Origin of the sequence: Streptomyces sp. NPDC002588 (assembly GCF_040295925.1) — a bacterium.
Taxonomy (GTDB): Bacteria; Actinomycetota; Actinomycetes; order Streptomycetales; family Streptomycetaceae; genus Streptomyces.
Genome location: NZ_JBEOWF010000024.1, coordinates 131,091 through 152,962, shown reverse-complemented (window position 1 = coordinate 152,962; position 21,872 = coordinate 131,091). Strand labels below are relative to the sequence as shown.

Sequence of the window (21,872 nt, the reverse complement as noted above, 5' to 3'; positions counted from 1 at the left end):
TCACCCGGAGAAGCGCTCGCGCAGCTTGTACTTCAGCACCTTCCTGAGCGTCTCGTTGCGGGGCAGCGCCTCCACCACCTCCAGCTGCTCCGGCAGCTTGTGCACGGACAGCCCCTCGGCGCGCAGATACGACGTCACCGCGCCCAGGGTCAGCGCCTCGGCCCCCGCGGGCTGTTCCACCACCGCGCACACCCGTTCCCCGCGCTCGGCGTCGGGCAGCCCGATCACCGCCACGTCCCCGACGGCCGGATGGGCGGCGAGCAGATCCTCGATCTCCTTCGCCGACACGTTCTCGCCCTTGCGGATGATCACGTCCTTCAGCCGCCCGGTGAGGACCAGGTGCCCCGAGTCCGTCACGTGCCCCAGGTCGCCGGTCCGCAGGAAGCCCTCCTCGTCGAAGGCCTCCGCGGTCTGCGCCGGATCCAGGTAGCCCTGGCACACGGCCTCCCCGCGCAGCCGCACCTCCCCGCCCGCCGCGATCCGGATCTCCATCCCCTCCGGCGGCCGCCCCTCGGTCGTCGCGAGGTTCTCGGCGGTGTCGTCCGGCGCTCCCATGGTGATCATCGGCACCTCGGTCATCCCGTACCCGTGCGTCAGCTGCACCCCCATCTCGCGCACGACCGCGTGATACACCTCGGGCGGCTTCGGCGCCCCGCCGCCCGCGAGGAGCCGCAGCGAGGGGATCACGGGCTCGCCGGGCCGCTTGCGCTGCTCGGCGAGGAACATCGAGTAGAACGCCGTGGACCCGCCCGCCACCGTCACCCCGTGCCGCCGGTACTCCGCCAGTGCGTCGGGCAGGGCGAACTGCTCGAACATGACCGCCGGGAACCCGTACAGCAGCAGCATCACCGTGTAGTCGGGGCCGGCGATGTGGGCGTACGGGAAGGCCATCGAGCCGACGTCGTCGCCGGTCAGCCGCAGCGCGTGGGCGAGGCAGGACCCGCCCGCGATGAGTGAACGGTCGGTGTGCAGGACGCCCTTGGGGTCGGAGGTGGTGCCCGAGGTCCAGTAGATCCAGCGGACCGAGGTGCCGTCCGCGGGCGGTGGGGGCAGCACGGCCGGATCGCCCTCGGGAAGGTCGTCGTACGCCTCGAAGACGCCCTTCGCGCCGAGCCGCACCGCCATCTCGCCGTGGTCGAAGCCGCGCCACACGCCCGGCACCGCGAAGAACTCCGCCTTCGACTCGCGCAGCGCGAACCCGGCCTCGCGGTCCCGGTAGAACGGGATCACGGGGCTCTGTACGGCGCCCAGCCGGGCCAGCGCGAAGGACAGCACGGCCGTCTCGATCCGGGTGGGCAGCTGCCAGGCGACGACGGTGCCCGGCCGGACACCCATGCCGTACAGCCCGGCCGCCGTCCGCTCGGCACGCGCGCGCAGCCCGCCGAAGGTCAGCGTGCGGTCCTCCTGGAGGAGCACCGGCAGGTCGGGGGTCAGGGCGGCCCGGCGGGCCACCAGCTCCCAGAGGGTGCGGGACGCGCTCAGCGCGTGGGCGGTGTCGTTCACGGCGGCCCCCTTCAGCTGACGGTCTGTCAGATGTGGGCAGAGCGTAGAGCCCGGTGCCTTGCTGGTCCAGGGGTGCCGCACTAGCCTTCTTGGTACGCCGAATCTGACGGTCCATCAGATATGAGTGGACCTTGAATGGATTCATGACTGGATTCATGAGTGGGGGTCCCATGACCGAACTGCCCCGCATCATCAGCGTCGACGACCACGTGATCGAACCCGCGCACCTCTTCGCGACCTGGCTGCCGAAGAAGTACCGGGACCGCGGACCGCAGGCCCTCACCGCCGGGATCGGCGAGCTGGCCTACGTCGCAGGCAAGTACCAGATCACGATGGATCCGGACGGCCAGCCCACCGACTGGTGGATCTACGAGGACCTCAAGTTCCCGTACAAGCGCAACATCGCCGCCGTCGGCTTCGACCGGGACGAGATGACCCTGGAGGGCATCACGCGCGCGGAGATGCGACGCGGCTGCTGGGACCCGAAGGCGCGCCTTGCCGACATGGACCTCAACCACGTCGAGGCCAGCCTCTGCTTCCCCTCCTTCCCGCGCTTCTGCGGGCAGACCTTCGCCGAGGCGCACGACAAGGAGGTCGCCCTGGCCTGTGTGCGCGCCTACAACGACTGGATGGTCGAGGAGTGGTGCGGCGACAGCGGCGGCCGCCTCATCCCGCTCTGCCTGATCCCCCTGTGGGACATCGGCCTGGCGGTGGCCGAGATCCGGCGCAACGCGGCCCGCGGGGTGCGCGCGGTCACCTTCTCCGAGATCCCGACCCACCTCGGTCTGCCGTCCATCCACTCCGGCTACTGGGACCCGTTCTTCGCGGTCTGCGAGGAGACCGGGACGGTCGTCAACATGCACATCGGCTCCTCGTCCCAGATGCCGGCCGCCTCCCCCGACGCGCCCCCCGCCGTGCAGGCGTCCCTCTCGTTCAACAATGCGATGGCCTCGATGATGGACTACCTGTTCAGCGGGGTCCTGGTGCGTTTCCCGCGCCTCAAACTCGCCTACTCCGAGGGCCAGATGGGGTGGATCCCGTACGCCCTGGAGCGCGCCGACGACGTCTGGGAGGAGCACCGGGCCTGGGGCGGGGTCCGGGACCTCATCCCCGAGCCGCCGTCGACGTACTACTACCGGCAGATCTACTGCTGCTTCTTCCGCGACAAGCACGGAGTGGCGTCCCTGGACGTCGTCGGGCGGGACAACGCGACCTTCGAGACCGACTACCCGCACGTCGACTCGACCTTCCCGCACACCAAGGAGGTCGCCCTCGACCACGTCAAGGGCCTCGACGACGAGACGGTCTACAAGCTGATGCGCGGCAACGCCATCCGCATGCTCGACCTGGACTTCGACCGCGACCGCGACCTCGGCCGCGATCGGGTCGGCGGTTCCGGCCGGGCTCTCGACCGGGACCCGGCCGCCTGATGGACCTCTCCGACACGCCCGAGGACGCCGAGTTCCGTGCCCGGCTGCGGGAGTGGCTCGGCAAGGCGCTGCCCACGCTGCCGCCGAAGCCGTCCCCCGACGACTGGCCGGGCCGGCGCGCCTACGACCTCGGCTGGCAGCGGATGCTCTACGACGCCGGGTACGCGCACGTGCACTGGGAGGCCTCACCGGGCGTCCGCCTGATCTTCCTGGAGGAGACGGAGAAGGCGGGCGCGCCCTATGTGGGCGCCAATTTCGTCGGACTGCTGCACGCCGGGCCGACGATCGCCGCGGAGGGCACGGCCGCCCAGCGGGAGCGCTGGCTGCCGCCCGTCCTGCGCGGCGAGGAGGTCTGGTGCCAGGGCTTCAGCGAACCGGACGCCGGCTCCGACCTCGCGTCGCTGCGCACGCGCGCGTGGCGTGACGGAGACGACTACGTGGTGATCGGGTCCAAGATCTGGACCTCCCACGCCGAGGTCGCCGACTGGTGCGAACTGCTGGTCCGCACCGACCAGACGGCCCCCAAGCACCGGGGCATCACCTGGCTGGCCATGCCCATGGACGCCCCGGGCATCACCGTACGGCCGCTGCGGACCCTCGCCGGGTCCGCCGAGTTCGCCGAGGTGTTCCTCGACGAGGTGCGGGTGCCGGCCGCCAACCGGATCGGTGACGAGAACGACGGCTGGCGGGTCACCATGGTGACGCTGTCCTTCGAGCGCGGTACGGCGTTCGTCGGCGAGGTCGTCGCCTGCCGGCGGGTGCTCGGCGAACTGGCCCGGGAGGCACGCGCCAACGGCCGCTGGGACGATCCGGCGCTACGGCGGCGGCTGGGCAGGCTGAACGCGGAGTTCCGGGCGCTGTGGCGGCTGACGCAGTGGAACGTGAGCGAGGCGTCGGTGAACGGCGTCCCCGGTGTCGGGGGTTCGGTTTTCAAACTGAGGTACTCGCACGCCCGCCAGGAGCTGTACGACACCGCAGCCGACGTCCTGGGCGACGCGGCCCTGGATCTCGACCGCCCCTGGGTGCTCGACCGGCTGTCGTCCCTGTCGTACACCATCGCGGCCGGTACCTCGCAGATCCAGCGGAACATCGTGGCGGAACGGATACTGGGGCTGCCGAGGGGGCGATGACGTGCGTTTCCAATTGACCGAGGACCAGCGGGCGTTGAAGGCGGGCGTACGGGAGCTGCTGGAGCGGCGGTTCGGCCGGGACGCGCTGCGGGCGGCCGTGGAGCGGCCCGAGCTGGACCGGGCGCTGTGGCGGGAGCTGGGCGCGGCCGGGTTCTTCGCGCTGCGGCTGCCGGAGGCGGACGGCGGGGTCGGACTCGGGCTGCCCGAGGCGGTGTTGGCCTTCGAGGAGGCGGGCCGGGCCCTGCTGCCCGGGCCGCTGGTCGCCACCCATCTCGCGGCGGGCGGTGTGTCCGGAGCGGCCGAGGGGGAGACGGTCGTCACGGCCGTGGACTCCGGCGGGCTGGTGGAGTGGCTGACGGCGGCGGACGTGGTGCGCGGGGTGGGGCCGGGGGTGCCCGGGGCGCCGGGTGCCCCGGACGCCGTACCGCTGCGTTCGGTGGACCCGTTGACGCCGCTGCACCAGGTTCCCGCGCGTGACGGGGTCTCTCCGGCTCCCGATCCCCTCGCGGTGCTCCTCACCGCCGCCGAGCAGCTGGGGACCGCCACGCGCGCGTGCGAGCTGGCCGTGCAACACGCGCGGACCCGGGAGCAGTTCGGGCAGCCGGTGGGCGCCTTCCAGGCCGTCAAGCATCTGTGCGCGGAACTGCTGGTGCGGGTGGAGGTGGCCCGGGCGGCGGTCTACGCGGCCGCCGTGACCGTCGAGCCGGCCGACATAGCGGCCGCCCGGCTCCTCGCCGACGAGGCCGCGGTGCGCGGCGCCCGCGACTGTCTCCAGGTGCACGGCGGGATGGGGTTCACCTGGGAGGCGGACGTCCATCTGCTGCTGAAGCGGGCCTGGGTGCGCACCCGGCGTGCGGGAGGCGGCACGGAGGGTGAGGAGCTGCTCGCGGCGGAGCTGCCGGCCGGCACCGGCCGGTAGCGCGTCTGCCTGCGGCGACGGCAGGGGGCGAGTCGGACTGCCGTGCGGTTGTCGCGGATTGTGGCATACCGGAATCACTGTGCGTTGATATCGGGTTGTGTCCGATGCGTGACCCGTCACGGGCTGGAGTCGGAGCGTCGCTCCGGTACCTTCTGTGGGATGCGAGTGGTTCCGAGCATGAGCCATGCCGGTGGTGCCCCTGGGGCGGTGCCGGATCCGGCGGTGCGCGCCGCCGCTCGCAGGGCGTACGGGCCCCCGGCCCGCGCCTGTTCGACTCCCCGGGGCGGGCGTCGCACAGTATGCCGCACGAGTACTCCTTCGCGCTGGAATATGCCCGAAGCGCTTGTTGAGGTGACTGTCCGTCAATCAAGCTGTCTCGTAAGGGATTCACGTTCCGTCACGCTGCCTCTGGCTGTTGTTCTGGCCATGCAGAAAATGGCTACGATCGTGGCCCCCGTCGTCATGGTGCGCACGCGACTCGCGTGGCTCGCGTGGCGCACGGCCATGTGTCCGCCGGTTCGGATGGTGTGAGCGGTGCAGGTGCTTCAAGTGCAGCTGGAGATCCGGCCCGACCCCGCTGAGGTGGGGCGGGCCCGGAAGTGGGCCCGTTCGCGCCTTGCCGGGTGCGGGATAGGGGACGACGAGCCGCTCGCCGAGACGCTGATCCTGCTCGTCTCCGAACTGGTCACCAACGCCGTGGTGCACACCGGTTGCCCGGCCGTGGTCCGGCTGTCCCTGCCGCTCGGCGGGCCCGGCGCGGCGGACAGGGCGGCCACGGTCCGGCTGGAGGTCGCCGACACCAGCGACCGCGCCCCCGTGCCCCGCTGTGTGGGCGACGACGCCACGGGCGGCCGGGGTCTGGCCCTGGTGGACTGTCTCGCGGACCGCTGGGGCTGGAGTGTGGAGGGCGGCGGCAAGCGCATCTGGTGCGAACTCGACCGCTGCGGGCAGCCCGCCGAGGGCGCCGCGGACCAGGGGAGTGTCGTGGGGCACGGGTCGGGTGCGGTGGCCGGTGCGGGCGGTCGTGGGCGCACGGCCCGACCGGAGCCGGTGTATCCCGAGTCGCCGGTGTGTCCAAAGCCGCCCGTGTATCCCAAGCCGCCGGTGTATCCGGCGCCCGCGTACGAGGGGTTCGCGTTCGAGGCCGTCTGACGGGCGGCGGGCTGCGCTGTGGCGGCCGTCCCGCGGCGGGCGCACGGGTGCGGCAAGCCCGTCGGCGTGCGGTGCACGGGTGGCGGAAAGCGCTGCCGGACAGAGCCGGGGCGGAATCGGTGCGCCCGGTGTGCTTCCGTGCGCGCCCGTTGCAAATAGGGCGTAAGTAATAAATCCCCGTTCGGGTGTTGACGCGGCCTGTCCGTTTGATCACGCTTGTGGTCAGCGATTCGCCGCGAGGGGACGACGAGGGCATCGGTGACGGCAGCCCTCGGCGAGTGTGGGTCGTGATTCGGCGTCGGGTCCCTCAGGGCCGGTGGGGACCCTCGGTACGCCGGAGTCGGATGGCGGCGCGCGGTGCCGTGCTCGGGGCGGGCAGCCGCGCGTCGCCGGCCGACGGGGGGTGTCGAGGTCTACAGGACGGCCACGGGCGCCACCGGGGTTCCCGTGCCGCCGACGAACGGCTCGGGCATCGCCGACAGCAGGAACGCGTACCGGCCGGTTTCTCCACAGGCTGTGGACAACTCTTCGAGATTCCAGTTCTGGCCCTGCAGCATCCCCATCTCCACCAGGTCCAGGGCGTGCACGGGCAGCCACAGATCCTCGATCTCCGGGGGAAAGATCTCGAACGTGAGGGTGTCGTTGGCGACGGCGGCCACATCGCGCGCGTGGAACCACTCCGGGGTGCGCACCGACAGCCCGGGCGACGGGAAGCCGTACCCCTGTTTGTCGCCGGCCAGGTAGACCTGGATCTGCCCCGTCCGTACGAGCACGACGTCACCGGCACGCACGCGCGTACCGGCCAGTTCCTCCGCCGCCTCGAGATCCTCGGGCGTGACGGCGTGCCCGCCCGCCAGCCGGTCCGTGCCACGCGCGCGTGCCACGTCCAGCAGCACCCCGCGCGAGACGATGTGCCGCGCCTTGTCGATCCCGCTGAACTCCGCGCCGCCGTGCGCGGTGACGGTGGTGGCCGGGCGGCCGTTGTAGAGCTTCCCCGAGTGCGAGATATGCGTCAGGGCGTCCCAGTGGGTGGCCGCCTGCAGTCCCATCGTCACGGCGTCGTCGCTGCACGCCACCGTGCCCGGGCCGAAGATCTCCTGGTTGATCTGCACCATGGCGTGCAGGGGGTTGACCCGTCCGGGGATCAGCCCGCTCTGTACACCGTCCTCGCGCAGCGGAAGGGCGAGCGGGACCCGACGGCCCGTGCGGACCTCGGTGACGGCGCCTCGCACCACCTCGTCGGTGATGAGGTTGAGCGTGCCGATCTCGTCGTCGGGACCCCAGCGTCCCCAGTTGTTGACGCGCTTGGCGATGTCGTGGAACGCCTGAGGCAGTGACATCGGTACTCCCCGGGGCTTGTCTCCAAGTATCTGACGGGACATAAAATCTAACGGTCCGTCAGAAACTGCGGGAAGGGGCCGGGCGTGGGGAACTTCTTGGCCGGCAAGGTCGTGGCCGTCACGGGGGCAGGACGGGGCATCGGACGGGCGGTCGCGCTCGCGGCCGCGGCCGAGGGCGCCCGCGTCGTCGTCAACGACTACGGGGTGGGCGTGGACGGCGCGGCACCCACGAGCGAGGTCGCCGAGGCCGTCGTCAAGGAGATCGAGGCGGCGGGCGGGGAGGCCGTCGCGGTCGCCGACGACATCTCCACGATGGCGGGCGGCGGGCGGGTCGTCGACGTCGCGCTGGAGGCGTACGGGCGGCTCGACGGGGTCGTGTGCGTGGCCGGGATCCTGCGCGAGCGGATGCTGTTCAACATGTCCGAGGAGGAGTGGGACCCGGTCGTCGCGACGCACCTCAAGGGCACGTTCACGGTCTTCCGGGCGGCGTCCGCGGTGATGCGGAAGCAGGGCTCGGGCACCCTCATCGGATTCACCAGCGGCAACCACCAGGGGTCCGTGTCGCAGGCCAACTACAGCGCGGCGAAGGGCGGGATCATCTCGCTGGTGCGCAGCGCCGCGCTGGGGCTGCACAAGTACGGGGTGACCGCGAACGCGGTGGCGCCGGTCGCGCGGACGCGGATGTCGGCGGGGGTGCCGATGGAGCTGGCGGAGATCGGGGAGCCGGAGGACGTGGCCGCCATGGTGATCTTCCTCTTGTCGGACCGGGCGCGGGAGCTGGGGATAACCGGGCAGGTCTACACGGTCGCCGGTGCGAAGATCGCGGTGTGGGCACAGCCGCGGGAACTGCGCGCCGCGTACGCCGAGGGCGGGTCCTGGACGCCGGAGCGGATCGCGGAGGCGTTGCCGGGATCGGTCGGGGTGGATCCGATGCCGATGCTGGCGCGGCTGGAGGAGATGCGGCGGGCCGCGGCCGACGGGAGCAGGCCGAACAGCTAGGGGGAGCACCGTCCTCACAAAGCGGGCGTCTGGAGGGCACCGTGGATTTCGAGTTCACCGCGCGGGACGACGAGTTCCGTACTGAAGCACGCGCCTGGCTCGACGCGAACACCGGCGGCGAACGGGACCGCCGAACCTGGGAACGCACCCTCGGCGCCGCGGGCTGGATCGGGCTCGGCTGGCCGGAGGGCGGGTACGGCAACCGCACCGCCACCCTCACCCAGCAGGTCGCCTGGGCCGAGGAGTACGCGCGCTCCGGCGCCCCGCCCCGCTCGGGGCACATCGGGGAGAACCTCCTCGCGCCCACCCTCCTCGCACACGGCACGGACGAGCAGAAGGCCCGGTTCCTGCCCCCGATCGCCGCGGGCGCCGAGCTCTGGTGCCAGGGCTACAGCGAGCCCGGCGCCGGGTCCGACCTCGCGGGCGTCCGCACCCGGGCCGAACTCGCCCCCGACGGGCAGACATACCGTCTGACCGGCCAGAAGATCTGGACCTCCCTCGCCCACGAGGCCGACTGGTGTTTCGTCCTGGCCCGCACCGACCCCGCCTCGACGCGCCACCGCGGACTGACCTTCCTCCTCGTCCCCATGGACCAGCCGGGCCGCATCGAGGTGCGGCCCATCCGGCAGCTGACCGGCACGAGCGAGTTCAACGAGGTCTTCTTCGAGGGGGCACACGCGCGCGTGGAGCACGTCGTGGGCGCCGTGGGCGACGGCTGGCGGGTCGCGATGAGCCTCCTCGGCTTCGAGCGCGGGGTGTCGACGCTCGCCCAGCAGATCGGTTTCGCCGCGGAACTGGGGCGCGTCGTCCGGACGGCCGTCGCGACGGGCGCGGCGGACGACCCCGTCGTACGGGACCGGCTGGTGCGGCTGTGGGCCGAGCTGCGGACCATGCGGTGGAACGCGCTGCGGACGCTCGGGGGCTCCGGCGGACCGGGCGCGCCGAGCGTCGCCAAGCTGCTGTGGGCGGGCTGGCACCAGCGGCTGGGGGAGGTCGCGGTGCAGGTGCGGGGCGCGGCGGCGACCGCGGGCCCCACGGACTGGACGCCCTCCGCACCGTACGAACTCGACGAGACACAGCACCTGTTCCTGTTCTCCCGGGCCGACACGATCTACGGCGGTTCGGACCAGATCCAGCGCACGATCATCGCCGAGCGCGTGCTCGGCCTGCCCAGAGAGCGCAAGGGGGTCGTCTGATGCGAGGCGTGGTGTTCGACGGGAAGCGGGCCGAGGTCGTCGACGATCTCGTCGTACGCGACCCGGGGCCCGGCGAGGTGCTCGTCGCGGTGTCCGCGGCCGGGCTGTGCCACAGCGATCTGTCGGTGGTCGACGGCACGATCCCCTTCCCGGCACCCGTGGTCCTGGGCCACGAGGGCGCGGGCGTGGTGGAGGCGGTCGGCGCCGGCGTCACCCATGTCACCCCCGGGGACCACGTGGCCCTCTCCACCCTCGCCAACTGCGGCACGTGCGCGGAGTGCGACCGGGGCCGGCCGACGATGTGCCGGCAGGCGATAGGACGGCCGCAGAAGCCGTTCACGCGCGCGGGACGGCCGGTGTACCAGTTCGCGTCCAACTCCGCGTTCGCCGAGCGGACGGTGGTGAAGGCCGTCCAGGCGGTCCGGATACCGAAGGACATCCCGCTGTCGTCCGCCGCGCTGATCGGGTGCGGGGTGCTGACCGGGGTGGGCGCGGTGCTCAACCGCGCGCGGGTGGGGCACGGCGAGAGCGTCGTCGTCATCGGGACGGGCGGCATCGGGCTCAACGTGCTCCAGGGCGCGCGGATCGCGGGCGCCCTGCGGATCGTGGCCGTGGACGCCAACCCGGCGAAGGAGGCGATGGCGCGGCGGTTCGGTGCCACCGACTTCCTCACCTCGGCTCAGGGCGTGCGGGACATCCTGCCGACGGGCGCGGACCATGTCTTCGAGTGCGTGGGGCGGGTGGAGCTGATCCGCCAGGCGATCGACCTGCTGGACCGCCACGGCCAGGCGGTCCTCCTCGGTGTCCCGCCCGCGACGGCGGAGGCGTCCTTCCTGGTCTCCTCCCTCTACCTCGACAAGTCCATCCTGGGCTGCCGCTACGGCGCCTCCCGCCCCCAGCGCGACATCGCCCTGTACGCCGACCTGTACCGCGACGGCCGCCTCCTCCTCGACGAACTGATCACCCAGACCTACCCGATCGAGGACTTCGAGAAGGCGGCGACGGACGCGGAGGCGGGACGGGTGGCGCGGGGAGTGCTCACGTTCCGGTGAACCCGGAGGGCGGGCGGCGGTCAGATCTCCTCGGTCCGCCAGCGTTTGGGCAGGACGAGTGTCAGCACCGCCTCGCCCGCGAGGCAGATGGCGAGGCGCAGACTCCAGGCTCCGACGGAGGAATCGGCGACCTCGGCGAGGGCCGGCATCCGGAGCAGTACGGTGCTCAGCACGGCGGCGATGACGACGCCGGCGACCACCAGCCATGCCGGTGGCTCGTTGACGATGGTGACCAGGAGGCCCGCGAGAGCCACGACGAGGCAGAGCACGGTGACCAGTGTGACGTTCATGCACCCCAGTGTTCCGGCGGCCGGCGCGGCTCCCATCCCCTTCGGGGACGAACCCCGTCTGCATCTCAGGATAGAGACGCGACGGGCAGGGAGACCCGGACCGTACCGGCCGCCGGTTCCAGCGTGAGACGCCCCTCTCCCGCGGTCACCTGCACCTTCAGACGTTCGGCCACCGGTCCGACGACGGCGAGGCGGACTCCGCTGATCGTCAGGTGCAGCGTGTCGCGCCGCCGGCGCAGACGGATGCGGGCGTGCTCCCGGTCGCCGGCGCCGAGGGCCGTCTCGACGATGCGGTACACGGACAAGGCGACAGCCGGCCCCATGCCCGCCGCGGCCGACGCGCCCGCCCTGAAGGTGACCCGTCGGCCCGTCGACCGCAGCGAAGCGCACAGCGCCTCGAGGTCGGCGGCCGCCGGCGCCGGCGCGACGGTCTGCTCCGCCGGTACGTCCAGGCTGTGCAGCAGTTCACGCATGGCGCCGAGAGCGGAGCGGGCTTCGGCCGCGACGTCGTCCGCCCGCCCCGCCCGGGCGAGCTCCACGAGACGCTCCGTGCGGTGCAGCACGGCATCGCCCAACCGCGTGGCCAGCAGCTGCCGTTCGGCCCCGGCGGACCGACTCGCCTGCCACGCCGAACTGGCGAGCGCGAAATCGTCCCGCGCCAGCACCCGCAGCCGGCGTCGGCGGACCAGCAGACCGGCGCCCCAGAGGGCCACGAACAACGAGCCCAGCAGAATGCCCGACAGCACGGCCACCACCGCGCCGACGGCCCACGAAGGCCCCGCAGAAGACTCCGGGCCCGTCAGTTCTCCGGCGGCGGCCTCCGACACGGTCAGCACACAGGCACTCACCGTCGCCGCCACCGGCACCCAGAACCAGGTACGCGCCGCGCTGCGACCGTAGGCGCCCAACGCGTACACGGCGAACGGCTCGGCGATCAGGCCGGCGGCGAAGTAGGCGGACAGCCTCGGCGACAGCGGGGACAGCGTGGCCGCCACCGGCCAGAGCGCGGAAGCAGCAAGGACACCCGTGAGCGAAGCCAGGGGCGCCCGCCGCCGCCACAACAGCGGCAGGCCGTGGAGGGCGAACAGGGCGCAGACCAGGACGATGCCGAAGGTCTCGTCGTGTCCGGCCCGCCGGCTCCAGTCCTCGGCCCCGAGGAGCAGGAAGAAGACGGGCACCACCGCCGCGGTGAAGGCGAGGGCGGGATCGACCAGCCGCTGCTCCTGCAGCGGGTCCCGCCGCCATCCCCCCGGTGTCCGGGTGCTGCTGCCGGAGTCCGGCAGTACCGCCTCGACCTTCCAGCCGCCGTCGTCCGTCGGACCGGCGCAGAGCTCGCCACCGACCGCGGCCGCGCGCTGTCTCATGCCTGCCGTGCCACGACCCGATCCCAGGTCGCCGGCCGTGCGTGGTGCCGCCGACCCCGGGGCGTCGTTGACCACCGTCAGCAGCAACCGCCCCCCGTCGCGCAGCACACGGACGCGCACGGCCGCCCCGGGGGCGTACCGGATCGCGTTGGTGAGGGCCTCGCGCACGATTCCGTGCACCGCTTCTCCCGCCGGACCGGTCAGGTCCGGCGGAAGTTCCGTCGCGATCGGGCGGCCCAGCCGGCCGAATCCCGCGACCAGCTCCTGGACGCGGCCCGTGACCGCTTCGGCCTCGCGTGGTTCAGGGGCCTGCATGAGGCCCACCAGCCGCCGCAGCGCCGTCTGCGTCTCGACGCCGGTACGCTCCGCGAACTCCAGGGCCTGGCCCGTCAACTCCGGCCTCGTACCCCCGAGTCTGCGCGCCGCGTCCACGGTGACCACCACCGACGTCAGATGGTGGGCACTCACATCGTGCAGCTCACGGGCGAGACGGTGCCGTTCGTTCTCTCCGGCCCGCCGCCGGTGTTCCTCCGCGCCCGCCAGGCGCCGCGCCGCGGTCAGCCGCCCGGCGGACCACTGCCGTCGTGCCTCGCCGAGACCCGCGCAGAGCACGTACACCAAGGCCGCGACCGCCCAGTCCGCCAGCGGCGCGGTACGGAAACCCGCCTGGACGAAGGAGAGAAGCCACTCGGCGCCGATGCCGACGGCGACGGCCCGCAGGGTCAGGGGAAAGGGGCAGCGGACCGCGACGGAGTACATGGACACCAGGGAACCCAGGGCGAAGTAGCCGTTCCGCCACGCGACAAGGCCCACCCCCATGGCACCGATCGACCAGGCCAGCGAGCGCACGGGGGTCCGCCGCCGCCGGCCGAGCGCCGCCGTCTCCACCGCGAGAGCGCACACGACGGCCACCGTCGCGACCGCTCCCGGGACGTCACCGTCCTGCCAGGGACCCGCGACCCCCAGCCAGCCGAGCTGCGCCGCCGCCAGCACCGCCGGGAGCAGCCAGTCGCGGACCGTCTCTGTCTCAGGCATGACTCCGTTCGCACTCCGACTCGACGGAAGCTCTTTGGGGGCAGAAGCATCTTGGCACGGCGAAACCACTGCGCCACCGTCGTCCCATGACGGTCAGCGCAGGGCGCCGGCCTCGCCGTGGGTCTCGGATTCGCCGCTGCCGAGCCCGGTGCGGAAGGTGCGTCGATACGCGGTCGGGGTGACGCCGAGCGCCGTCTGCAGGTGCTGGCGCATCGACTGGGCGGTGCCGAAGCCGGCGTCCCGGGCGATCTGGTCGATGGACAGGCCGGTGGATTCCAGCAGGTGGCGGGCTCGTTCGACGCGCTGCTGGGTGAGCCAGTGGCCGGGGCTCACGCCGGTCTCCTCGCGGAAGCGGCGGGTGAAGGTGCGTACGGACATCGCCTCCTGCGCGGCCATGTCCCGCAGTTGGATCGGCTTGTGCAGCCGGCCGAGGGCCCAGGCGCGGGCGGCCGTCGTGCCGGACTGCTGGGGGTCGGGGACGGGGCGTTCGATGTACTGCGCCTGACCGCCGTCGCGGTGCGGCGGGACGACCGTGCGGCGGGCGACCTCGTTGGCGACGGCGGTGCCGTGGTCGCGGCGGACCATGTGCAGGCACAGGTCGATGCCGGCCGCGACGCCCGCCGAGGTCAGGATGTCGCCGTCGTCGATGAAGAGGACGTCCGGGTCGACGTCGATCTGCGGGAAGAGCTGTTGCAGGTGCTCGGCCTCGGCCCAGTGGGTGGTCGCGGGGCGGCCGTCGAGACGGCCGGCGGCGGCGAGGACGTAGACGCCGGTGCAGATGGAGGCGAGGCGGGTGCCGGGGCGGATGTGGGCGAGGGCGGCGGCGAGGTCCGGGGTGAGGACGCCCTCCTCGAAGACCGGGCCGAGTTCGTACGACGCCGGGACGATGACCGTGTCGGCCGTGGCGAGGACCTCCGGGCCGTGCTCGACCGTGATCGTGAAGTCGGCGTCGGTCCGCACCGGCCCCGGCGGCCGGATCGAACAGGTCACGACCTCGTACAGATGCCTGCCCGCGGCGTCCTTGGGGCGGCCGAAGATGCGGTGCGGGATCCCCAGTTCGAAGGGGAGCAGGCCGTCGAGGGCGAGGACGACGACGCGGTGCGGGGTCCGGGCACGAGGGCTCATGGCCCGATCCTAGCGAATGCTGTCCTTCGGGCCACTCGCTGTCCGGAGCCGGACATCGGAACCTTTATGGCGTGACCCAGACAAGCGAGGCTCCCGCAGCCATAGAGGAACAGAAGCCCACCCGTACCCGTAAAAGCATCCACCGCGCCTGGTTCGTCGCCGCCGTCACCTTCGTCACGATCATCGGCGCCGCCGCCTTCCGCTCCCTGCCCGGTCTGCTGATCGACCCGCTGCACGAGGACTTCGGCTGGTCACGCGGCACGATCGGCGCGGCGGTCTCCGTCAACCTCGCCCTCTACGGGCTCACCGCGCCCTTCGCGGCCGCGCTGATGGACCGTTTCGGCATCCGCCGGGTCGTCGCCGTCGCCCTCACGGTGATCGCGCTCGGCTCGGGCCTGACCGTGTGGATGACGGCGGCCTGGCAACTGCTGCTGTGCTGGGGTGTGCTGGTCGGTCTGGGCTCCGGCTCGATGGCGCTCGCCTTCGCCGCGACGGTCACCAACCGCTGGTTCACCGAGCGCCGCGGCCTGGTCAGCGGCATCCTCACCGCGGCATCCGCCTCCGGCCAGCTGATCTTCCTGCCGCTGCTGTCCTGGATGATCACGCGCCACGGCTGGCGCCCGGCGGCGGTGACGGTCGCGCTGGCCGCCCTGGCCGTGGTCCCGTTGGTGTGGCTGCTGCTGCGGGACCATCCGGCGGACGTGGGGCAGAAGCCGTACGGGGCCCGGGAGTTCGTCGAGAAGCCCGCACCGGTGACGGGCGCCGCGCGCCGGACGGTCACGGTCCTCCTGCGGGCTGTCCGCACCGGACCGTTCTGGCTGCTGGCCGGCACCTTCGCGATCTGCGGTGCCACGACGAACGGCCTGGTCCAGACCCACTTCGTGCCCGCGGCCCACGACCACGGCATGCCGGTCACCGCGGCGGCCTCCCTGCTGGCGGTCATCGGCGTGTTCGACGTCGTCGGCACGATCGCCTCCGGCTGGTTCACCGACCGCTTCGAGCCGCGCCGGCTGCTGGCGGTGTACTACGCGCTGAGAGGAGTCTCACTGCTCTTCCTGCCTCTGTTCCTCGCCCCGTCCGTGCACCCTCCGATGATCTTCTTCATCGTCTTCTACGGCCTCGACTGGGTCGCCACCGTGCCGCCGACCCTCGCCCTGTGCCGCGCGCAGTACGGCGAGGACAGCGCGATCGTCTTCGGCTGGGTCCTCGCCTCCCACCAGGTCGGGGCGGCGCTGATCGCCTTCCTGGGCGGTGTGGCACGGGACGTCTTCGGGTCCTACGACATGGTGTGGTACGCGTCGGGTGCGCTGTGCGCGGCGGCGGCGCTGATGGCGTTGGTGATCCGGCGGCGGGAGGCGGCCGGGGCGGTGGCGGTGGCCTGAGGGGCGTTCCGCGACGGGCCGCGGTGGCACCCGGTTCACCGGACCGAGCGCGCCCGCGTCCCCGTCCCGGACTGTCGCCGAACCGACGCGGGACCGTCGGTGGGGCGGTAGTCGTCGCGTCCTCCGCCGTTCCCGCCGCCGCCGAAGAAGCTCGAGGCAGTGGTGAGGGTGGCGGCGACCGTGAACCGCACGGCCCATGCGCTGACGGTGCCGTTCCCGACGGCGGAGGCGAGGGTGGGCGTGCCGAGCAGGACGGTGCTCAGGGGCCAGGAGCCCAGACCGGCCAGGAGGCAGACCCACAGCGGAGGCTGGTTGGAGGCGGTGAGGACGGCGGCCGCGATGATCACGACCACGCTGAGTGCGACGGTGAGCGACGTGATGTCCATGGCCGACAGCATTCCGTCGGCCGGTCGGTGAGTCGTCGGCGCAGCGGAGGAGCGGTGCCTCTATCGGAGGGTGGAGATCCGGGGCCGGTCCTGCCTCCGTCTCCTGACGAACCATCCGACCGGGGCCAGAAGGGCCAGTCCGCCTGCCGCCAGCGCCCAGCGGTGCCAGTTCCAGAGCGGGTTCTGCCACCGCCAGAGCGGCGCCGGCGCGGCCTCGACGGGGATCGCCGCACGGTCGTTGCCGGGCACGGGGTCGTTCGGACCGTACGCGGTGACGGAGCCCTTGGCGCCGGGGATCCGCTTGTCGATGCGGATGTGGAAGCCGATGGTGAACGAGGATCCGGCCGATGGCGAGGAGTCGCACAGGAAGAAGTGGTTGTCCTCGTCCTGCGGAGGCCGGCAGGAGTATTTCCGATCGTCGTCGTCCCCCTCCCAGGGAATGGACGTGACGGTGGTCCCTGGCGGCGGTACGACCGCGAAGGATCCGGTGTCGCCGGCGGGGGAACCGGGGCCCAGGTTCGTCACACCGAGCCGGACCACGACGGTGTCCCCCACCCTGCCCTTGACCGTCTCCGTGACGGGGGCGTAGTCGGCGGCCGGCGACGACGGGGACAAGCCGGCGGCGAGGGCCGTGCCGGGGTGTGCCGAGCCGAGCGCCCCGAGCGCGGCCAGGGACACGACGGCAGTGCAGGTCCGGCGCCCGGCAGCACGGCGCAGCCGCGCCGCCGATGTCGTGGCGGGGCTCAGAGGAAGCGGCCCTTGTGGAACAGCAGGGGCGGCTCGTCGTCGTCCGTCGCCCCCAGAGCGTCCACACGGCCCACGACGATCAGGTGGTCGCCGCCCGTGTGGACCGCGTGGATCGTGCAGTCGATCCAGGCCAGGGCCCCGGTGAGGAGGGGAGAGGCGGAGACGGGGGACGGGGTGTGGGCCACGCCCGCGAACTTGTCCGTGCCGCTCCTCGCGAACGCGCGGCACAGTCCGGCCTGCGACGCGCCCAGCACGTTGACGCAGAAGACGCCGGCGCGGGCGATGCGCGGCCAGGTCGTCGAGGTGCGGGCGACCATGAACGCGACCAGGGGCGGATCGAGCGAGAGGGAGGAGAAGGACTGGCAGGCGAAGCCGGCGGGACCGGCGGAGCCGGTGTCGGCCGCGTCGGCGGCGGGGGCCGTGACGACCGTGACGCCCGACGCGAAGTTGCCCAGGACACGCCGGAATTCGGCCTGGTCGACCGGGGCCCGCTCGTCCTCGCGGACACAGCGCAGTTCGGGGCGGGGCAGCGGTTCGACCGGGCCCGCCCTCAGATAACGGACGGCGGCGGCCGCCATCCCCGCATGTCCCATCACGCCTACCATTGAAGCTGACGTCATGTCAGATGGGAAGGGGAGCGGGGCCCGGAAGGCCCCGTCACGCGCGTGCGTACGCTTTCGTCATGGGGGAACGGCAGGGTGACGCGCGTACGAGGGCATGGCTGGAACCTGCCGGGGCCGAGACGACCGCGGCCGCCGCGGCCGGGGCGGCGCAGCTGCCGGCGGTGTTCCTGGTGTGGTACGTCTCCGCCACCGCCCAGGACGACTACGGCGCATCCATCGCCTGGGGCATGGCCTGCCTGGTCGTCCTGGCGCCCCTGTATCTGCCCGTGCTCGGTGTGCTGCACGCGTTCGTGCACGTGCTGCCCGGCGCCGTCCTCGCCGACCGCACCCTCGGCCGGCTCCGATGGCCGGTCCGGGCCCGGCATCTCGTGGGCGCGGCGCTGGTCGGGGCGGCGTGGGCGGCGGTGGCCGCCGCCCTGTGGGACCGGCCGTTCGTCACCACCGGCCTCGTCCTCGCGGGGCTCGGTGTGCTGCCCGTCCTCGCGATGGCGTACGCGCGAGGGCGGAGTCTCGGCACCTGGGGTGTCTGGTGGCGCGCGGGGGTGGTCTCCGTCGCGCTGTTCGTGCTCACCTTCGCGGGCGGGGTGCTGGCCACGGTCACCGGCCTGGTGGAGGAGTACGAGCCTCCGCGGCTGTCCGCCGCCCAGGTCACCGGTGTCTGGCGCGGCGAGGGCGGGGCGGAGCTGAGGCTGCTCGGGGGCGGCCGGGCCGAGGCGGCCGCGCTGCCCGCGGTGAGGGAGAACGCGGGGGTGTGCGACGGCAGCGGCACCTGGGGCTTCGAGGAGGGCGACGCGGCCGGCGAGCGGGACCGCGTCGTCGTACGCCTCGCGTCCGGCAGCGGTGCAGGCAGCGGGTGCGGGGACGAGACGTCCTGGGCGGTGGGCGGCACCGGGCACGCACCCGAGCTGTTCGTGTTCGTCGGGGACCCGGACTCGGGGGATCTGCGGATCCTGAGGCGGACGGCCGGCTGACCTCTGCCCGTCCCTACCGGCCTCTGAACCGCGCTCCCCGCCGCTCCACGAAGCTCGCCACTCCTTCCTTCGCGTCCGCCGTCGTCATGTTGATCTCCTGCGCCGCCGCCTCCGCCGCGAAGGCCGTGCCGCGGTCGGTGTCCAGGGAGGCGTTGACCAGCTGTTTGGTGAGGGCCAGGGCGCGGGTGGGGCCTGCGGCCAGGCGGGTCGCCCAGTCGCGGGCCGTCTTGTCCAGGTCGGCGTCGGGGACGACCCGGTTGACCAGCCCCAGGCGTTCCGCGTCCGGCGCGGTGAGCGCGTCGCCGAAGAACATGAGTTCCTTGGCGCGCTGGGGACCGATCAGACGGGGGAGGAGATACGCCCCGCCGCCGTCCGGAACCAGTCCCCGCCGGACGAACACCTCGATGAACCGGGCCGATTCGGCGGCCAGGACCAGGTCGCAGGCGAGCGCGAGATGCGCGCCCAGGCCGGCCGCCGTGCCGTTCACCGCCGCGATCACCGGCTTCTCGCAGTCGAGGACCGCGGCGATCAGGCGCTGGGCGCCCAGGCGGAGGGTGCGGGCCACGTCGCCGGCCACCCGCTCGCCGGTCGACGACCCGCCCCGCAGGTCCGCTCCCGTGCAGAAGCCGCGGCCGGTGCCGGTGAGCACGACGGCCCGCACGTCGGGGTCGGCGGAGGCTTCGGAAAAAAGTTGGATCAGGCGTTCGCGCTGGTCGGGGGTGATGGCGTTGAGGGCCTCGGGGCGGTTGAGGGTGAGGGTCGAGACGTGATTGTCAGTGGTGTGCCGTATCAATGAGGAAGTGGAACTTTCCGGCTTCTCGGTGGTTCCGGGTGATGCCGACTTACGGGGGTAATCCGGCATGTTCATTTCAGCAGGCATGTTCATCTCAGCGACACACCGCCAACGCGTCCAAGGCCACAGCTCCCTGTCCCCGTGGCAGTACCACCAGCGGGTTGATGTCGAGTTCCGCCAGGTCGTCCCCGAGTTCCAGGGCCATGCGCTGGACCCGGAGGATCACCTCGACCAGAGCGTCCACGTCGGCCGGGGGCCGGCCCCGGACACCGTCCAGCAGGGCCCGCCCGCGCAACCGGCCGAGCAGGTCACGCGCCTGGTCCTCCCCGAAGGGCGGCACGCCCACGGCGACATCGCGCAGGACCTCCACCAGGACACCGCCGAGGCCCACCGTGACCGTCGGACCGAACAGGTCGTCATGGGTCACCCCGACCACCATCTCGACGCCCCGCTCCACCATCTGGCAGACCAGGACGCCGTCGAGCGCGACGCCCTCGTAGCGGGCGATGTCGGTCAGCTCGCGATAGGCGTCGCGGACCTGGCTCGCCGAGGTCAGGCCGATCTTCACCAGCCCCAGCTCGGTCTTGTGGGCGATCTGCGCGCCGGACGCCTTCATGACGACCGGGTAGCCGACGAGTCCCGCCGCCCGTACGGCCGCCGCCGCGCTGGTCACCAGCTGCTCGCGGGGGACCCGGATGCCGTACGCCCGCAGCAGTTGCTTCGCCGCGTGCTCGCTCAGCTGCTGGCCCGGCCGCATCAGCATGCGCGCCTTGCGGAAGGACGGGGACGGGGTGCGCGGGGCCTGGTCGAAGGGCGAGCGGTAGGCGCTCACGAAGCGGTGGTGGTCGAGATGGGCGCGGACGGCCGTGATGCAGTTGGCGAGGGAGCGGAAGGTGACCACCCGGGAGGAACCCAACAGCACCTCGCGGTAGGCCGGTTCGGTGCCCACCGGGGAGCCCCACACCACGCACACCAGCTTGTCCGTCTGCTCCGCCGCGTCCACCAGATCCTGCACCAGGCGGTCGCTCAGTGGCGGGAAGGGGCCCGTGATCGGGCAGATCAGGACGCCCACGGCCGGATCGGCGAGGATCGCGTCGATGATCTTGCGACCGCGCCAGTCGCCCACCGGGTGCCCGCCGTTGTCCACCGGGTTCGCCACGTTCAGGTACTCGGGGATCCACTGGTGCAGCTCCGCCTGCTTGGCGGCGGACAGGGGCGGCAGATGCAGGCCCGCCGCCGTCGCCAGGTCGGCGGCGTGGGCGCCGGTGCCGCCGGAGATGGAGTACACGACCACGCCGTCCGCCCGCGGAGGGCGGGCCCGGGCCAGCAGGGTCGCCGTGTCCTGCAGTTCGTCCAGGCCGTCGACGCGGATCACCCCGTACTGGCGCATCGCCGCGTCCACCACCTCGTCCGCGCCGGTCAGCTTGCCGGTGTGGGAGGCGGCGGTGCGGGCGCCGGTCTCGGTGCGGCCCACCTTGACGGCGACCACGGGGACTCCGCGCCGGGCCGCCCGGTCGGCCGCGAGCAGGAAGGCCCGGCCGTCCTTGAGGCCCTCGACGTAGCAGGCGATGGCGCCGACCTCGGGGCGCTCGGCGAAGTAGGAGAGGAAGTCGGCGGTCTCCAGGTCGGCCTCGTTGCCGGTCGGCGCCCAGTGGGAGAGGCGGATGCCGAGCTCCTGGAGGGAGAAGACCGGGCGGCCCTGGTGGCCGGACTGGGTGATGAGGGCTATCGACGGGCCCTCGAGGTCCTCCCGGAAGTGCTCGAAGGCGTTCAGGTTGGTGTTGGGGCCGAGGAGGCGGATGCCCGAGCGTTCCACGGCCGCCGCCAGCCGGGCCTGGGCCGCCGCGCCCGCCTCGCCCGTCTCCGCGAATCCGGAGGCGAAGACGACCGCGAACCTCACCTTCGCCTCCGCCAGTTGCTCGATCACGGGCAGCGGGTCGGCGACCAGCAGGACGGCCAGGTCGACCTGCTCCGGCAGTTCGGCGACCGACGCGGCGCAGGGGATGCCGAAGACGGACTCGCGGGTGGGGTGCACGGGATGCAGCCGTGCCCCCACCCGCTCGGCCCAGCCCACCAGCTGCCGGGTGACACCGGTGTTCGGGCGTCCTTCGGTGTCCGAGGCGCCGATGACCGCGACCGACTCGGGCCGGAAGAACCGGTCCAGATCGGGGACGGTCGAATACAGCGGGCGGCCGCCGACGTCCAGATCGTCGACGTCGGCCGGCCGCCCGTGGACGGCGGGTCCGGGCTGTTCACCGCATGCGATGACCCGGGCCCGGCGGGAGTCGGTGGTGAGGGTGCCGTGGGTTGATCCAAGCATCGGTCCGCCCGCTCCTGTGTGACTGCCAAGTAACTGACGAACTGTCAGGTTACATAACTGACGGAGTGTCAGGAATGGTCGTGCACACAGAAACGACGGACGAGGTCCAGACCTG

At 72.5% G+C, this 21,872-nt stretch carries 19 protein-coding genes; 9 read left to right on the top strand and 10 right to left on the bottom strand.

Translation table 11 applies throughout. From position 1 onward, the window contains the following. Positions 1 to 1,503 carry a class I adenylate-forming enzyme family protein gene (locus ABT057_RS26930; RefSeq protein ID WP_352346162.1) on the bottom strand — a complete coding sequence of 501 codons (1,503 nt, stop codon included), beginning with the start codon at positions 1,501 to 1,503 and terminating at the stop codon, positions 1 to 3. A gap of 170 nt (positions 1,504 to 1,673) precedes the next feature. Here ABT057_RS26930 and ABT057_RS26925 point away from each other — a divergent pair, with 170 nt between their 5' ends. The 4 genes from ABT057_RS26925 to ABT057_RS26910 all read left to right on the top strand — a co-directional run bounded on the left by ABT057_RS26925 (position 1,674) and on the right by ABT057_RS26910 (position 6,134). Further along, positions 1,674 to 2,933 (top strand): amidohydrolase family protein, encoded by a 1,260-nt coding sequence (locus ABT057_RS26925; protein WP_352346161.1) that lies wholly within the window; start codon positions 1,674 to 1,676, stop codon positions 2,931 to 2,933. Continuing rightward, positions 2,933 to 4,063 carry an acyl-CoA dehydrogenase family protein gene (locus ABT057_RS26920; RefSeq protein WP_352346160.1) on the top strand — a complete coding sequence of 377 codons (1,131 nt, stop codon included), beginning with the start codon at positions 2,933 to 2,935 and terminating at the stop codon, positions 4,061 to 4,063. The genes ABT057_RS26925 and ABT057_RS26920 overlap by 1 nt, the downstream gene beginning before the upstream one ends. 1 nt (position 4,064) lies before the next feature. Then, entirely contained in the window at positions 4,065 to 4,982 is a 918-nt protein-coding gene (locus tag ABT057_RS26915; RefSeq protein WP_352346159.1) for an acyl-CoA dehydrogenase family protein, read from the top strand. 549 nt (positions 4,983 to 5,531) lie between these two features. Beyond that, on the top strand, positions 5,532 to 6,134 hold the full coding sequence (locus ABT057_RS26910; RefSeq protein ID WP_352346177.1) for an ATP-binding protein: 603 nt from the start codon (positions 5,532 to 5,534) through the stop codon (positions 6,132 to 6,134). Positions 6,135 to 6,547: 413 nt separating this feature from the next. Here the strand turns inward: ABT057_RS26910 and ABT057_RS26905 are convergent, their stop codons facing one another. Further along, positions 6,548 to 7,474: a cyclase family protein gene (locus ABT057_RS26905; RefSeq protein WP_352346158.1), complete on the bottom strand. Its 927-nt coding sequence runs from the start codon at positions 7,472 to 7,474 to the stop codon at positions 6,548 to 6,550. 84 nt (positions 7,475 to 7,558) lie between these two features. Here ABT057_RS26905 and ABT057_RS26900 point away from each other — a divergent pair, with 84 nt between their 5' ends. The 3 genes from ABT057_RS26900 to ABT057_RS26890 are packed head-to-tail and all read left to right on the top strand — an operon-like array spanning position 7,559 to position 10,721. Continuing rightward, positions 7,559 to 8,473, top strand: coding sequence for an SDR family oxidoreductase (locus ABT057_RS26900; RefSeq protein ID WP_352346157.1), 915 nt, complete (start codon positions 7,559 to 7,561; stop codon positions 8,471 to 8,473). A gap of 41 nt (positions 8,474 to 8,514) precedes the next feature. Beyond that, positions 8,515 to 9,669: an acyl-CoA dehydrogenase family protein gene (locus tag ABT057_RS26895; protein ID WP_352346156.1), complete on the top strand. Its 1,155-nt coding sequence runs from the start codon at positions 8,515 to 8,517 to the stop codon at positions 9,667 to 9,669. Further along, entirely contained in the window at positions 9,669 to 10,721 is a 1,053-nt protein-coding gene (locus tag ABT057_RS26890) for a Zn-dependent alcohol dehydrogenase (protein WP_352346155.1), read from the top strand. Before ABT057_RS26895 ends, ABT057_RS26890 begins: the two co-directional genes overlap by 1 nt. A 20-nt stretch (positions 10,722 to 10,741) precedes the next feature. Here the strand turns inward: ABT057_RS26890 and ABT057_RS26885 are convergent, their stop codons facing one another. The 3 genes from ABT057_RS26885 to ABT057_RS26875 form a co-directional block, all read right to left on the bottom strand. Beyond that, a complete protein-coding gene (locus ABT057_RS26885) occupies positions 10,742 to 11,011 on the bottom strand; it encodes a hypothetical protein (protein WP_352346154.1) in 270 nt (89 codons plus the stop codon). A 65-nt stretch (positions 11,012 to 11,076) separates the two neighbouring features. Next, positions 11,077 to 13,410 (bottom strand): sensor histidine kinase, encoded by a 2,334-nt coding sequence (locus ABT057_RS26880; RefSeq protein WP_352346153.1) that lies wholly within the window; start codon positions 13,408 to 13,410, stop codon positions 11,077 to 11,079. 93 nt (positions 13,411 to 13,503) lie between these two features. Continuing rightward, the gene (locus ABT057_RS26875; protein WP_352346152.1) at positions 13,504 to 14,535 is read right to left on the bottom strand and encodes a GlxA family transcriptional regulator; all 1,032 of its coding nucleotides are present in this window, start codon (positions 14,533 to 14,535) and stop codon (positions 13,504 to 13,506) included. Positions 14,536 to 14,606: 71 nt separating this feature from the next. Here ABT057_RS26875 and ABT057_RS26870 point away from each other — a divergent pair, with 71 nt between their 5' ends. Further along, positions 14,607 to 15,917: an MFS transporter gene (locus ABT057_RS26870; RefSeq protein ID WP_352346151.1), complete on the top strand. Its 1,311-nt coding sequence runs from the start codon at positions 14,607 to 14,609 to the stop codon at positions 15,915 to 15,917. 35 nt (positions 15,918 to 15,952) lie between these two features. Here ABT057_RS26870 and ABT057_RS26865 read toward each other — a convergent pair whose 3' ends face one another. The 3 genes from ABT057_RS26865 to ABT057_RS26855 form a co-directional block, all read right to left on the bottom strand. Further along, positions 15,953 to 16,303 (bottom strand): hypothetical protein, encoded by a 351-nt coding sequence (locus tag ABT057_RS26865; RefSeq protein WP_352346150.1) that lies wholly within the window; start codon positions 16,301 to 16,303, stop codon positions 15,953 to 15,955. A 60-nt stretch (positions 16,304 to 16,363) separates the two neighbouring features. Further along, positions 16,364 to 16,981, bottom strand: coding sequence for a hypothetical protein (locus ABT057_RS26860; RefSeq protein ID WP_352346149.1), 618 nt, complete (start codon positions 16,979 to 16,981; stop codon positions 16,364 to 16,366). Between the two features lie 65 nt (positions 16,982 to 17,046). Further along, positions 17,047 to 17,643: a flavin reductase family protein gene (locus ABT057_RS26855; RefSeq protein WP_352346148.1), complete on the bottom strand. Its 597-nt coding sequence runs from the start codon at positions 17,641 to 17,643 to the stop codon at positions 17,047 to 17,049. Positions 17,644 to 17,732: 89 nt separating this feature from the next. Here ABT057_RS26855 and ABT057_RS26850 point away from each other — a divergent pair, with 89 nt between their 5' ends. Then, positions 17,733 to 18,644 (top strand): hypothetical protein, encoded by a 912-nt coding sequence (locus tag ABT057_RS26850; RefSeq protein WP_352346147.1) that lies wholly within the window; start codon positions 17,733 to 17,735, stop codon positions 18,642 to 18,644. 13 nt (positions 18,645 to 18,657) lie between these two features. Here the strand turns inward: ABT057_RS26850 and ABT057_RS26845 are convergent, their stop codons facing one another. Both ABT057_RS26845 and ABT057_RS26840 read right to left on the bottom strand, forming a co-directional pair. Then, the gene (locus ABT057_RS26845; protein ID WP_352346146.1) at positions 18,658 to 19,437 is read right to left on the bottom strand and encodes an enoyl-CoA hydratase/isomerase family protein; all 780 of its coding nucleotides are present in this window, start codon (positions 19,435 to 19,437) and stop codon (positions 18,658 to 18,660) included. Between the two features lie 94 nt (positions 19,438 to 19,531). Next, positions 19,532 to 21,757: an acetate--CoA ligase family protein gene (locus tag ABT057_RS26840; protein ID WP_352346145.1), complete on the bottom strand. Its 2,226-nt coding sequence runs from the start codon at positions 21,755 to 21,757 to the stop codon at positions 19,532 to 19,534. Positions 21,758 to 21,872: the final 115 nt, after the last annotated feature.

Bases quoted from the DNA above. Each gene is read 5' to 3' on its own strand.
- ABT057_RS26925 (WP_352346161.1), top strand. From the start codon at position 1,674: ATGACCGAACTGCCCCGCATCATCAGCGTCGACGACCACGTGATCGAA.
- ABT057_RS26920 (WP_352346160.1), top strand. From the start codon at position 2,933: ATGGACCTCTCCGACACGCCCGAGGACGCCGAGTTCCGTGCCCGGCTG.
- ABT057_RS26905 (WP_352346158.1), bottom strand. From the start codon at position 7,474: ATGTCACTGCCTCAGGCGTTCCACGACATCGCCAAGCGCGTCAACAAC.
- ABT057_RS26890 (WP_352346155.1), top strand. From the start codon at position 9,669: ATGCGAGGCGTGGTGTTCGACGGGAAGCGGGCCGAGGTCGTCGACGAT.
- ABT057_RS26885 (WP_352346154.1), bottom strand. From the start codon at position 11,011: ATGAACGTCACACTGGTCACCGTGCTCTGCCTCGTCGTGGCTCTCGCG.
- ABT057_RS26880 (WP_352346153.1), bottom strand. From the start codon at position 13,410: ATGCCTGAGACAGAGACGGTCCGCGACTGGCTGCTCCCGGCGGTGCTG.
- ABT057_RS26875 (WP_352346152.1), bottom strand. From the start codon at position 14,535: ATGAGCCCTCGTGCCCGGACCCCGCACCGCGTCGTCGTCCTCGCCCTC.
- ABT057_RS26865 (WP_352346150.1), bottom strand. From the start codon at position 16,303: ATGGACATCACGTCGCTCACCGTCGCACTCAGCGTGGTCGTGATCATC.
- ABT057_RS26855 (WP_352346148.1), bottom strand. From the start codon at position 17,643: ATGGGACATGCGGGGATGGCGGCCGCCGCCGTCCGTTATCTGAGGGCG.
- ABT057_RS26850 (WP_352346147.1), top strand. From the start codon at position 17,733: ATGGGGGAACGGCAGGGTGACGCGCGTACGAGGGCATGGCTGGAACCT.
- ABT057_RS26840 (WP_352346145.1), bottom strand. From the start codon at position 21,757: ATGCTTGGATCAACCCACGGCACCCTCACCACCGACTCCCGCCGGGCC.